Origin of the sequence: Ehrlichia canis str. Jake, from assembly GCF_000012565.1 — a bacterium.
GTDB lineage: Bacteria > Pseudomonadota > Alphaproteobacteria > Rickettsiales > Anaplasmataceae > Ehrlichia > Ehrlichia canis.
The window spans coordinates 1,197,829-1,212,109 of record NC_007354.1; the positions used below are offsets into that span (position 1 = coordinate 1,197,829).

At 29.4% G+C, this 14,281-nt stretch carries 12 protein-coding genes; 4 read left to right on the forward strand and 8 right to left on the reverse strand.

The window, feature by feature from the left end; all coding sequences use genetic code 11:
- Position 1: 1 nt before the first annotated feature.
- Entirely contained in the window at positions 2-1,357 is a 1,356-nt protein-coding gene (locus tag ECAJ_RS04365) for a M16 family metallopeptidase (RefSeq protein ID WP_011304958.1), read from the forward strand.
- Positions 1,358-1,875: 518 nt separating this feature from the next.
- Positions 1,876-2,541, forward strand: a complete 666-nt coding sequence (locus ECAJ_RS04370; protein ID WP_155799213.1) for a hypothetical protein — start codon at positions 1,876-1,878, stop codon at positions 2,539-2,541.
- Between the two features lie 82 nt (positions 2,542-2,623).
- Here the strand turns inward: ECAJ_RS04370 and lspA are convergent, their stop codons facing one another.
- Together lspA and ECAJ_RS04380 are read right to left on the reverse strand one after the other, a co-directional pair.
- Positions 2,624-3,085: a signal peptidase II gene (gene lspA, locus ECAJ_RS04375; RefSeq protein ID WP_011304960.1), complete on the reverse strand. Its 462-nt coding sequence runs from the start codon at positions 3,083-3,085 to the stop codon at positions 2,624-2,626.
- The gene (locus tag ECAJ_RS04380) at positions 3,085-4,002 is read right to left on the reverse strand and encodes a bifunctional riboflavin kinase/FAD synthetase (RefSeq protein ID WP_011304961.1); all 918 of its coding nucleotides are present in this window, start codon (positions 4,000-4,002) and stop codon (positions 3,085-3,087) included. Before ECAJ_RS04380 ends, lspA begins: the two co-directional genes overlap by 1 nt.
- Positions 4,003-4,073: 71 nt before the next feature.
- Between ECAJ_RS04380 and grxC the strand changes: the two genes are divergently transcribed.
- Positions 4,074-4,319 (forward strand): glutaredoxin 3, encoded by a 246-nt coding sequence (grxC, locus tag ECAJ_RS04385; RefSeq protein ID WP_011304962.1) that lies wholly within the window; start codon positions 4,074-4,076, stop codon positions 4,317-4,319.
- A gap of 923 nt (positions 4,320-5,242) precedes the next feature.
- Here the strand turns inward: grxC and prmC are convergent.
- The 4 genes from prmC to ECAJ_RS04405 form a co-directional block, all read right to left on the reverse strand.
- The gene (gene prmC / locus ECAJ_RS04390) at positions 5,243-6,085 is read right to left on the reverse strand and encodes a peptide chain release factor N(5)-glutamine methyltransferase (RefSeq protein ID WP_011304963.1); all 843 of its coding nucleotides are present in this window, start codon (positions 6,083-6,085) and stop codon (positions 5,243-5,245) included.
- Between the two features lie 6 nt (positions 6,086-6,091).
- Positions 6,092-6,892, reverse strand: a complete 801-nt coding sequence (gene map, locus ECAJ_RS04395; RefSeq protein ID WP_011304964.1) for a type I methionyl aminopeptidase — start codon at positions 6,890-6,892, stop codon at positions 6,092-6,094.
- Between the two features lie 942 nt (positions 6,893-7,834).
- Positions 7,835-9,037: a 2-oxoglutarate dehydrogenase complex dihydrolipoyllysine-residue succinyltransferase gene (gene odhB, locus ECAJ_RS04400; RefSeq protein WP_011304965.1), complete on the reverse strand. Its 1,203-nt coding sequence runs from the start codon at positions 9,035-9,037 to the stop codon at positions 7,835-7,837.
- A gap of 820 nt (positions 9,038-9,857) precedes the next feature.
- Complete coding sequence (locus ECAJ_RS04405) at positions 9,858-10,376, reverse strand: gamma carbonic anhydrase family protein (RefSeq protein ID WP_011304966.1); 519 nt, start codon at positions 10,374-10,376, stop codon at positions 9,858-9,860.
- A 296-nt stretch (positions 10,377-10,672) separates the two neighbouring features.
- Between ECAJ_RS04405 and ECAJ_RS04410 the strand changes: the two genes are divergently transcribed.
- Entirely contained in the window at positions 10,673-11,812 is a 1,140-nt protein-coding gene (locus tag ECAJ_RS04410; protein ID WP_231243035.1) for a D-alanyl-D-alanine carboxypeptidase family protein, read from the forward strand.
- A 617-nt stretch (positions 11,813-12,429) separates the two neighbouring features.
- Here the strand turns inward: ECAJ_RS04410 and ECAJ_RS04415 are convergent.
- Together ECAJ_RS04415 and ECAJ_RS04420 are read right to left on the reverse strand one after the other, a co-directional pair.
- Entirely contained in the window at positions 12,430-13,659 is a 1,230-nt protein-coding gene (locus ECAJ_RS04415; RefSeq protein WP_011304968.1) for a protein-disulfide reductase DsbD family protein, read from the reverse strand.
- 277 nt (positions 13,660-13,936) lie between these two features.
- On the reverse strand, positions 13,937-14,218 hold the full coding sequence (locus ECAJ_RS04420; protein WP_011304969.1) for a succinate dehydrogenase assembly factor 2: 282 nt from the start codon (positions 14,216-14,218) through the stop codon (positions 13,937-13,939).
- Between the last annotated feature and the right edge of the window lie 63 nt (positions 14,219-14,281).

The window sequence follows — 14,281 nt, forward strand, 5'->3', positions numbered from 1 at the left end:
TATGAGAAACATATTGTGTTACACATTAATATTGATTTTCTTTTCATTCAATACATATGCAAATGATCTCAATATTAACATAAAAGAAGCTACAACTAAAAATAAAATACACTATCTATATGTTGAACATCATAACCTACCAACAATTTCCTTAAAATTTGCATTCAAGAAAGCAGGATACGCTTATGATGCCTTTGATAAGCAAGGACTTGCATACTTTACATCAAAAATATTAAACGAAGGATCAAAAAACAACTATGCTCTCAGTTTTGCACAACAATTAGAAGGCAAAGGTATAGACTTAAAATTTGATATAGACCTAGACAATTTTTATATATCATTAAAAACCTTATCAGAAAACTTTGAAGAAGCCCTAGTTTTACTCAGTGATTGCATATTCAACACCGTCACAGATCAAGAAATATTCAATAGAATAATAGCAGAACAGATTGCACATGTTAAATCATTATATTCTGCTCCTGAATTTATAGCTACAACAGAAATGAATCACGCTATATTCAAAGGGCACCCATATTCTAACAAAGTTTACGGGACATTAAATACAATCAATAATATCAACCAGGAAGACGTTGCATTATATATAAAAAATAGTTTTGACAAGGAACAAATCGTTATCAGCGCAGCAGGAGATGTAGATCCAACACAGCTATCAAATTTACTAGATAAATATATTCTTTCCAAATTGCCATCTGGTAATAACAAAAATACCATACCAGATACGACTGTTAATAGAGAAGACACATTATTATATGTACAGAGAGATGTACCACAAAGTGTCATAATGTTTGCTACAGACACAGTACCATATCACAGCAAAGACTATCATGCATCAAACTTGTTCAATACTATGCTAGGCGGATTAAGTCTCAATTCAATATTAATGATAGAATTAAGAGACAAGTTAGGATTAACATACCATAGTAGCAGTTCACTATCTAACATGAATCATAGTAATGTGCTATTTGGTACAATATTCACTGATAATACCACAGTAACAAAATGTATATCCGTCTTAACAGATATTATAGAGCACATTAAAAAGTATGGAGTTGATGAAGACACTTTTGCAATTGCAAAATCTAGTATTACCAACTCTTTTATTTTATCTATGTTAAATAACAATAATGTTAGTGAGATATTGTTAAGCTTACAATTACACGATCTAGATCCGAGTTATATTAATAAATACAATTCTTACTACAAAGCAATAACAATAGAAGAAGTAAATAAAATTGCCAAGAAAATTTTATCTAATGAATTAGTAATAATTGAAGTAGGAAAAAACAATAACATAAATGGCAAACAAATAGATGCTAAAAAACACATACTTGGTTAAGTATACAGGTTATTGTATTTACTACAAGTATTCTATTAGGTTGTATTAAGTAAGTATAAGTAGCTTCAATCAAATAAAAAAACATTAACCAAAGTGTTAGCTCTACCGGAGAAGCTTATTATAAGCTTTTAACCTGGGATAATATGAAGTTTTGCTAATGTTAAGCAAAAAATTAGTAATCACAATATCAAATTTTCTTTACAGGATTATATTGTGACCTACCATAACAACTTATATTTAGAAAATGACAACAGATACACACATCAATAAATTATCACTACAATTCAATTAATAAAACAATGAGTATTTTTACTTAATTATTTAATTTTATTTTTTAAAATAAAATTACAATTTTACTTACTCAATAAAAGCAGTTATACTACCAAGTATTGGATGGTATTAATCGGAGCAATTACTACTTAATAGTATAGCTGTTGACAAGCCGCAATCTGCGGTTCTTGACAAAATAATACTAATCAGTTAAAATTTTGAAGTGTTTCACCATAATGGTATTATTTATGAAAGCTCATAGCACAAGTATACGGAACTTTCAGCCTTTAGAAAGAGCTGCTATAATCATTGCAGTGTTAGGTTTAGCTGCATTCTTGTTTGCTGCTGCTGCCTGCAGTGATCGTTTCCAAAGATTGCAATTAACAAATCCATTTGTAATAGCAGGAATGGTTGGCCTTGCAGTTCTTTTAGTTGCTTCCTTAACAGCAGCATTAAGTATATGCTTAACTAAAAGTAAGCAAGTCACACAACATGCTATTAGACATCGCTTTGGATACGAGTCAAGCACTTCTTCTTCTGTACTGCTTGCAATATCAATAATTTCTTTATTACTTGCTGCAGCATTTTGTGGAAAGATAATGGGTAATGACAACCCAGATCTATTCTTTAGCAAGATGCAAGAACTCTCCAATCCACTTGTTGTTGCAGCTATTGTAGCCGTTTCTGTTTTCCTACTCTCATTCGTAATGTATGCTGCAAAGAACATTATAAGTCCAGATAAACAAACTCACGTTATTATATTATCTAATCAACAAACTATAGAAGAAGCAAAAGTAGATCAAGGAATGAATATTTTGTCAGCAGTACTCCCAGCAGCTGGCATTGACATCATGACTATAGCTTCTTGTGACATTTTAGCAGTGAGCAGCCGGGGATCCTCTCAGCATCAATAGATTTATGTTTTAGCCTGTATTCACCTTTTTATTAGGTGTTGTATCGTTTCTTTATATAAGTGTGTTATATTATATAAAACATCTAGGAGTTACAGTTAATTTGTTTCATGTGGTTATTACTCTTTGCCATTATTATTACTATACCTAAAAATATAAAAGAATCCGCCAGGTTGAATACAGGCCAATGTAAGTTATTGATATAAAAATCTATAAAATCATAGACAGCACCATATCTTATTCTATCTATGATATTTCCTATTGACCCCCCAATAATGATTACAAGAGGTAATCTATAATGTGGCTGTACTATAAATAAGTAGCATAAAACACAAGTAATCAAAATCGAGATACTACAAAAAACAACATTACTATATTCAAAGTTATTTAATATACCAAAACTAATTCCAGCATTCCACACTGTAGTAAAGCGCAAGAAGCTTAATATCTCTATTACACCTTTATCTCCTATCAAATTTACTACATACCATTTACTTACCTGATCTATAAAAATTATTAAACATATTATTAATACATATTTTTTCATCAAATTTTTTTTACCTGAACAATATCATTATTAATTTGTCGCTTTAATTGATCAACAGTATCAAATTTACGTTCAGGACGTATAAAGTCCAACAATTGAATAGTTACATATTGATCATATATATCATCACTAAAGTCAAAAATATGCATCTCTAAAATAGGAACATTCAAGTCACCAAATGTAGGTCTCAACCCAATATTCACTATACCATTTAACCATGTAGTAGTATTATTAATCTTCACACATGCAGAATACACACCAACTTTAGGTAACATATGTTCAATAGCAACATTAATTGTAGGAAATCCAATAATACGCCCTCTCGCTAATCCTCTTATTACTTTACCACTAATTTGATATGGCCTACCTAAAATTTTATTTGCTAAATCCAATTTTCCTTCAGACAAACATTCTCTAATCAAAGAAGAAGAACACAATATGTCATCATTTATAAAAACAGGATTTATTTGCACAACCTCATAGTTATAAATATCTGCATAAGCATATAACAAATCTACATTTCCTAAACATTTATAACCAAAAAAACAATTATGTCCTGTTACAATATATTTTACATTACAGCTACTGACCAATACATCTTTTATAAAATCATCAGGAGATAATTGTGAAAAACTCTGGTTAAAATCAATAATATACAGATAATCTATCTCATAGCTTTGCAACAATTCTATCTTTTGTTCAAAATTCAACAAAAGAAAATTTTTTCTACCATGTAAATACTCAGCAGGATGTGGAGCAAATGTAATAATCGCAGACGCTACATCTTCTTTAATTGAAATATTTTTCACAGTGTTAATTATAGATTTATGCCCTAAATGTACTCCATCAAAATTCCCAAATGCAAGAACACTACTGAGATCACTTTTCTCACTAGGATAACCATATATTATCTTCATTAAAATCCTACCTTTACTTTTTCTGATTACTATGATATCCAGTACTTTTAGTTAATTTTAGAGACACTATAGTGACAAAAGTTATAATATATACTAAAGACCCCTGCCCTTATTGTACTAAAGCAAAAGCTTTATTCAACAAAAAAAACATTCTCTTTAAAGAAATTGACGTTACAAATAATAGTACATTGCTAGAAGAAATGATACAAAAATCCAATGGCATGAGAACATTACCTCAAATATTTATCAATGATCAGCACATAGGTGGTTGTGATGACTTATACAGGTTGTATGAATCAGGCAAGTTAGAATTATAATCTGTACTTCATTTACATAGCTATTACCAGCAAATAATGTAAAACTTAACAGTGTATTCATTCAATATTACCAATGGTAAATATACACAGCTATAACAATCAATATAGGTACAAATTAAGTTATGTAACACTGCAATCATTAATATAATTAATTACTAAAACACAAAATAACACGGGTTACTAACGTCATTCATCAATAGTCAAAATATATAGCTGTTGTAAATTCATATAGGAGATAAATGAGAATTATAGTACTACTATTGCTTTATACAGTTACCATTTAAAAAAGATATAAAAAAAACTCAATGCAGTTTTATTCTACCATTAACGACTGTTAACATATAGCCATGACAACCACACACAGAAAAACTATAATACTAGTGCTTTATTTATAAATCATGACCAAAAAATGATACAAAATATAATTTACAATATTATTAGTAAACATATGCAATCTTAGTAATTTATATTAATGATTAAATTAGAATTATAGATTAATATTTTGACATATTATTAAAAAAAATAATACAAAATTTAATAGTGTCTTCATTATTACTACTCACCAATGACTAACAACACATAACTGTACAAATTAAATAAACTAGTATTACAGAGAATTATATTTCATTAATATATTATCCAATATAGAAAGAAAATGTACAAAAAGCCTATGTATATAATGAAGTGATAAACTCAATAACTTATATATAAAACAAGTCAATAACTTATATATAAAACAAGTGAATTATTACAATAACGTTAGAACTTTATCCAAGAAATCTAACAATAAATATCCAATACAAATAATCACTTGATATCAAATTCTAATCTCTTAATACATAAGTAATTATCAATAGATAAAAATCTAGTAAAATATCCAAACATTTAAATGGAACTCATGATTTTAGAATATTCACTTGATTTTACACTTGTTTAACTACTATACAACGTAATTTCCCAGATAAGTCATTATGATAAGTACAGAATTTTAATCCATATTTATGCACTATCCTGTGAATTTGATGTTGATCTTCACCTATCTCTAAAATAGCAACACCATTTTTCTTTAGGCATCTTTTTATAACTAAGAAAATCTGTAAATAAATTTCTAATCCTACTGGCCCACCATTTAAAGCAATCATCGGTTCATATAGTTTTACTTCAGGCTGTAATTTTGCAATTTTACTTCTCTTAATATATGGAGGATTACTAACTATTAAATCAAACACATCATAACAATTATCCCAAGAAGACAATCTAAGCTTCACCCTACTAGATAGTTGATGATTTTTAAAATTCTGATACGCAACTCTATAGGCTTTTACGCTTTTTTCAATAGCTATGCCAACAGCATTTCTATACTTTAATAATAAAACAGCCAATAGACAGCCACTACCTGTACCAAAATCCCCTATTACCAGCCTACGATTTTTACAAGGATACATTGCAAGTACAGAAGAAATTATTGTTTCACTATCTGGTCTAGGATCTAAAACATCAGCATTTACAATAAATTCTGTACTCCAAAATTCACGTCTACCTATAATATGTGATACAGGCACATTAGCAGCACGTTGCTTTATCATTTTCCAAAACATTTCTACATCACACTTATCAACAGACATATATGGGTCAAGTATAGTCACTAAGCTTTTAGTATCGATAAGATGCTTTATTATTATTTCTACATCACGTTTTGGGTTCTCTATATTATAATTAGATAGAAAATTAACAGCACTATTATATAAAGAAATTACAGTATCCATAATAAATTAACACATATAAGGAGGATAATGCATATTTTGTGGAGACAATGTAAATATTTCTACTCCATTCTCAGTAACACCTAAGGAATGTTCAAATTGCGCTGATAAAGACAAATCTCTGGTTGTAACAGTCCATCCATCCTTCTTATTAAGCATAGTGTTACATTTTCCAGCATTTATCATTGGTTCTATTGTAAAAAACATTCCTTCTCTAATAATTACAGTATCATCCGGATCATAATAATGTACAACATTCGGAGAAGCATGAAATACCCTTCCTAGACCATGACCACAATAATCACGAACAATAGAATATCCATATTTCTTCATTTCTTTTTCAATAGCCAAACCAATTTGATTAAGCTTCTGCCCAGGCATTACTTGCTCAATTGCTACCATCAATGCTTTATATGCAGCTTCACATAAGCGCTTTGCCTTTATTGATGGTTCACCAACCCAATACATCCTACTAGTATCACCATGCCATCCATCTACTATAACAGTAACATCTATATTAACAATATCACCATTTTTTAAAGGTATATCATCAGGTATACCATGACAAACTACAAAATTCTTCGAAGTACAAATAGATTTAGGATACCCCCTATAGCCGAGAGGAGCAGGAATTGCACCTGCATTAATAATAAAATCATGACACAAATTATTAAGTTCATTAGTAGAAACTCCTGGTTTTACATATGATGTAATAAAATCCAATACTTCAGCTGCAAGCTTTCCAGCATTACGCATATATTGAAAATCTTCTTTATTATGAATAGTAATACTTCTTTCCAAATTACTCATATTTTTTCATAACCTTAAATTTTACATTAAATCACATTACTACTTGTGCTATAAAAACATCATATTTACAATACAAGAATCTCCCTTTATTGGCTTAGCATAAATAATAAACTCTTAATGCTTAAAACAAAACAAATATATTTAGATACCTAAACAGCAATTCTCAGAAGTGACTACTATTTATACACAACCTTATACATATCTAACAAGGTTACAAAAATTTTATCAACTGCTAATAATTTTTAAACCAGCTTTATTTTTATATATTACAAAACAAATACCACAAAAATTTGCTCTTTATCAGTACATCTCACAACATACAGAGTATTTTAAACCTTATGTTAATCAAAAAATATCCAATTAGAACTTGCAATATATAAACTTTAACTGAAGATAACACATTATTTACAAACTACTCATGATCACAAGATATTAGAAACACATTTAGAACTTACACATAAACTTATATTCTAAAAACATTTTGCCGACGTATTGTTTCAACACATTACATAACTTTAATTCAATGGACACACTGCTCATTAAAAACTCTATGATTATAAACAAGATCAGCAAAATTTATACTGTGAAAACATGCAACCAATATCCATACTCGACACATTAATTAAAAATGTAACACATTACTTACAAACTACTCATGATCACAAGATGACACAAAGACATTTGGAAGTCCCACTGTTCTCTCTTAAAATATCTCACTGACAATTTAAACACACCAATTCATTTTATCGAATACATTGAACATACCATTCACAAGAACCATATTATTATCAAGCAGGATATACTAAACCATATACTAATTTATAGCAAACACTCCTTCTTAATTTTAAATATATCGCTACGCTTCAATTAAAAGCATTGCAACATATAACTACAAATAAATCATCATCATATAAAAGCAATATAATCTAAAATCTTACCTGATTATACTTCTAAAAACATTCTGCTAGGATCTTCAATATATTGTTTTACTCTTACCAAAAATGTCACAGCACCTTGTCCATCAACAATCCGATGATCATAAGATAGAGCAATATACATCATTGGTCTAATTTCTATAGTTTTGTCATCAACTGCAACAGGACGCTTCTGTATTGAATGCATACCTAAAATCCCAGATTGAGGAGGATTAATTATAGGAGTAGAAAGCAATGAACCATAGACACCACCATTGGTAATAGTAAATGTTGCACCTGCCATATCAGAAACTTCTAACTTCCCTTCTCTTGCTTTCTTGCCTAAAGCAGCAAGCGTTAATTCAAGCTCAGAAAAAGACATTTTATCAGCATCACGTATTACTGGCACAACCAACCCTTTGTCTGTACCTACAGCAATACCTATATCATAATAATGCTTATACACAATTTCATTACCTGATATTTCAGCATTGATTACCGGTAACTCTTTTAATGCCAATATTACTGCTTTTATAAAGAACGACATGAAACCAAGCTTTATACTATATTTCTTCTCAAAATTTTCCCTATACTGAGCTCTAAGATCCATAACATTTTTCATATCAACTTCATTAAAAGTAGTTAATATGGCAGCTGTATTTTGAGATTCTTTTAACCTTGCAGCAATTACTTGCCTAATTTTACTCATCTTGACACGGTCTTCCCTTTTTCCTTCAGAAACAACAGCCAATCGATTAATATTGCTTCCTTCAGAAGCAGTAGATTTCATGTAATTCAAAACATCAGACTTTGTAATTCTCCCACTAACACCAGAACCACTTATCTGATCTCGATCTATTGAATTTTCTTTCATCAGCTTCGTTGCAGATGGCGCATCTTTTTTCTGTATAAATTGCTGCATGCAATCAGCCGCTGTAGTAGTAGCATTATGCGCAGAAGAAGTATCAGACGATTCAACAGCACTTGATTGCACAGTATTTATTGTACACAACACTTGTCCTCTTTGTATCATTGCTTCATCAGTAACAAATATTTCACCAATAACACCATCTTCAGGAGATACAATTTCAAGCGAAGTCTTATCAGTCTCTATGATAAACAACATATCACCTTGTTTTACCGTATCACCAACATTCACTGAAACTCTAATAGGAGCCTCCAATATTGACTCACCACCAAGATTTTCAGCCTTTACTTGTATCTCGCTCATAAAATGTACCTTAAAAATTCCCCATACAGACTTAGATTATATATGCAATCATATACAATTCGACAACTAATTATGATTTAAATTGTCATAGCAATTCAACATTTAAATTTCACTTTTTATAACATACTAAAAACTTCATTTTATTTAAGAATAGACTGCTGTTTAAATACTACAAGTAATATATATTGCATTTTAATAAAAACCCTAACACTGTAAGAATTTATAAACTTTGTCATGCGAATTAACAATCGGTTTTCTTATATACACTACAAACAAAAACTTCTACTAAATAACTTTAATATATATCCAATGTCAATATTACTGATACCATCAGTTAGTTATTGAAGCAGTAATTAAAATACAGAGTCTAGTATCTAGTTTTTGGCTAACATAAGCTCCTATTACAAAACAAATGAAATCCAGTTTCACCACAAAAACTACATTCATCATTGATAAATATTTTGAATATTTAAAACAATTTTCAAAATGCTACAGTCTATTATAACAATTTATCATCTACTAAATTTTCCATACCAACAAATCTACATTTTACTCATATTAATTAAGTAACATATTTCTAAAAAAATCTGTTAAAATTTACATGAATTAAAATATACAATTTTAATTAGCAATAACATCTATAGTTTTATTACTTCTTATTCAAAAAATAATGAAATTTCCATTATACGAAACCAGTTATCCCAATAACTACCATGATATATCTTTACCTCATATCTAATAATTGAGAATTTAACAAAAAACTTAATACTCAAGTAATGTGATAGAGATTTACCTTATAACATACAGTGCAACCAGTTGATTATCTACACTCTAAATATTCTTGAGATAATCTTATGTAGTTATCAGCAGACTCCTTAATATGATTTAGCTCTTCCTCAGAAAGCATCCTAAAAAATTTTGCTGGCCTACCAGCCCACAGTTCACCAGATTTAATGACCTTACCCTTTGTAACTAGAGATCCAGCCGCCAACATTGTATTCTCTTCCATAATTACTTTATCCATAATAATAGAACCCATCCCAACAAATACATAATCATGTATTTGACAAGCATGCAATATACATCCATGACCAATAGTCACCATCTTCCCAACTTCTGTATCGCCTTGATTTCTATCAACATGTATTACAGTATTATCCTGAATATTAGTACCTTCACCTATACTAATCATGCCAACATCCCCTCGCAGTACTGAGTTGTACCATATACTAGCATTTTTACTAATATAAACACTACCTACAATAGAAGCAGTAGATGCAACAAATACAGTACCATCTATATTAGGTACAAAAATCCCATAACTAATTATATTATGCATAAAACCATTGAATCTAACTAGATGTTAATATTATATGACATAATATTATAAAGCCTATTACAAAATTGTATAAACACAAAACTAAATGTTATGATACATAAGCAATAGTATAACTTTTTTGACATAAAACAAAAATATTTTCAACCAATAGTTTAACAGAAAATTAGTTAATATAAATTGTTGAAATAAAAATGTTTTCTAACTAAAATTAGAAAGAAATCAATAAATCAATTAATGTATTGATACAACACAAAGATTGATATATATAAAAGCTCATAGATTTAATGATGTTTATAATGTCACGTTATGTAGTTCTACTATTATCTTGCTTTTTTGGTATTCAGGTATGTATTAACAACGCAATAGCATTACCCTTACAAACAAAAGCATCGCAAGTAGGAATTTTTGATTTTCTTTCTGAGACAATGCTATTAGAGCATAACATTGATGAACAATTTGTATCTTCTTCCATGAGCAATTTAATGACTTTATATGTAACATTTTTTTACATAAAAGCTGGATTTGTAAGGATGGAAGATAAATTTAAAACTAGTAAGGAAGCTTGGCAAAAAGGTGGTAATTCCATTTTTTTAAGAGCAGGACAATTGGTTGCAGTGAGAGATTTAATCAATGGGATTATCACAACATCTGCAAATGACGCTTGTATTACTCTCGCAGAAGGTATATCAGGGTCACAGGAAGAGTTTGTGAAAGAAATGAACCGTATTGCACAAAAACTTAATTTAACAAAGTCCCATTTTACCAATGTAATAGGAGTGCAAGACCAAAACCAAGTAATGTCAGCACGTGACTTAATAACATTAATGGTAAATCTTTTCAAAGATTTCCCGGAGTATTATCATCTCTTTTCTAAAAAGGATTTTAAATACAATAATATATATCAAGAAAGTATTAACATGCTACTGCCAGATAACAGGGTTGACTGTATGATTGCAGCACATACAGATACAGGATATGGGTCTATAGTTGCAGCAAAACATGAAGGAAGAAAAATATTTATGTTTATTAATGGCCTGCAAACTAAAGAAGAACGCTTATCCGAGATAAAACAATTGTTGGACTACTCTTTCAATAATTTCAGCAGTAAAACCATATTTAATAAAGATAATAAAGTAAAAGAAATAGCAGTAAGAGGAGGCGACTCAAAATATGTAGGAGCTGCTTTTAATAAAGATGTCACTATCTCATATCCCAAAGGTTCATATGATACAGTAAAAACCTTTTTTTCACATGACAACACAATCTCTGCTCCAATAAAAAAAGGACAAGAAATCGGTAAATTCCACATACAAATACCAGGGTTTACAGAACAAATAATACCTATATACGCAACAAGGACTGTAAACAAAATAAGTTTTTTTGAAAAAATATGGTATATATTTTTTCCTAAAACAAATGAAGCCACTGCTCAATGAGTATTCATGCAGTTGAGTAATATTTTTAAATTATTATTGATTTAACAAGTTTAATTACTAAAAATAATTAGACAATGAGTTTTCATCATACCCTTATCACACTTTAAAAACATAGTCCTTCATCAGTTTTCTGACACAATCAGCAAGGAATTTGCAACGTAAAGATAATATTTCAAACTATCATTATTTAATAGGTGTACTTATGAAAACAACTTAGAAAATGCAAAAAAGTTTCCTAAATGCTTTTTTCCATTAATAAACATAGCTTCTTACTAGCTAGTCAAACCATTTCTAACAATAATCAGAATAACCAATATTTAGCAAATTTTAATATTAACATAACAGTAGTATTACTAACAATCAAAACCTTATCTTACTAAAATCTGTATGACTTCCTAGTAATCTATCATAACTCATTGACATACAAAACTGAATCAACATTGCAACGATACCAAACAATAGTCATTATCTAATCATTTTTACTTTTATCATAAGAACACTGAACAAAGTTTTTCTTTCACACACATACATTGTTTCAAAATTTTAAATATAACTATAACAAATACATTTTAATGCAATTAATCATTACACAAGATTACTAGGCATACATAAAGAAATTATTCTACATATTGCTTTATAATATCAATTACTGTCTTTTCACTGAGAACTTGCGGTAACACCTTAACTTTAACTCCACCTACATATAACACATAAAGTGGGATGCTATTCTTATCTAGTTGATTAATATAAGCTGTTACTTCAGGATTCTTAGTAGTTAAATCACCTTTCATATAGTAAACATTTTTCTTTGCAAATAAAGCCTGTACAGTGCTTAACTGAAAAACCTGTTCATTAACTTTACAAGTTAAACACCAATCTGCACCCACAGACAGTAATACTGTCTTTTTCTCTTTTAGCAGCTGATCCAGCTTTGCTTGAGAAAATTCCATAGTGGCAATACGCTTTGGTTCTCTATTTTGCATTACAAACTCTTTCACGGATTTAAAATACAAAGGAGAAATTGCAAGAAGTAACAAACATAAGAAAATCACAAACTTACTTACAGGTTTCCACGATTTTACTAATTTCATAATCCATATCCCCATGACAAATAATATAGCACACGACAACACAGCAAATAATATTTCTGTTCCCTTCTGTTTTACCAAGATACACAATAACCATGCTGCAGAAAAATACAGCGGAAAAGCAAGAAACCTCTGTAAAACTTCCATCCACTTACCTGGTTTAGGAAGAATTTTTAATAATCCTGGAAAAAATGATAATAATAAATAAGGTAAGGCCATTCCAAAGCCAAGAACCTGAAAAATTAACAAAGAATAAACACTTGGTTGACTTAAAGCTACAGTGATAGCAGATACCATAAAAGGAACAGTACATGGTGTAGCTATAAATGTTGATAATACCCCAACAAAAAAACTGCCTATTAGCCCTTCCTTCTTAGTATTAACACCATTTAAATTAGGAAAAATAAACGGAAAATCATAAAACCCAGAAAAAGACAATCCCATTAAAAACATTACATACATTAAGAGTGTAATTAACATTGGAGATTGCATCTGATATCCCCAACTTACTAAGTGACCAAAATGACGTAATATCAAAAGCACTGAAGATAGTACAAACATACTTGTCATAACTCCAAGTGTATATGACAGACCCTCACCTTTCACTGATATTTTTTTCTTATATTTTGCACTTTTAATTAGTGACATTATTTTTAATGATAATACTGGGAACACACATGGCATACAGTTTAAAATAACTCCACCAAGCAAAGCTGATATCAAAATGTATATTAAATCCAGATTAACACTAAAAAACATAATTTATAAAATTATTACTAATTACAATATACCAAATTTAAATCTATAAAAAACTAGAAATAGCAACTATAAGTTTGTATAGCTAAAAAATTATTAATAACAAACTCACATTGATAAGTGGTAAGGTATTAAACCTGTTACCACATAAAATGCACCAGTCCTAAATTCTAAATTATTTAATAATAAATTCAATAATTAATAAATATTACTCAGAACCTCGCTTCATAACACTAACTAACATTGCCTAAAAATATCAATGTGTGTTACATCCATATAACTATTCTACTAATCTTGATTTCACCAATGACTCATTAAGTGCGATAATACTTCTCATAACGTTACCATCTAAGTCCTGTGGTATAAATTCTTCTCCTGTAATATACTTATAAAGCTGATGATCATTAGTATCAACAATTTTTTCATATATATTAATGTCTTCATCAGATAAAAGATGTATATAATACGACGCAAAATTACCAAGTATTATATCCATTTCTTTACATCCTCTATGCAAACTTCTATACAACAACTTTTTGCGTTTTGCTAATAATTCATCCATAACATTTATGTTTAACACAGCTAAATTGTCTAATTAAAATTATTACATATTATGTTGTCAACT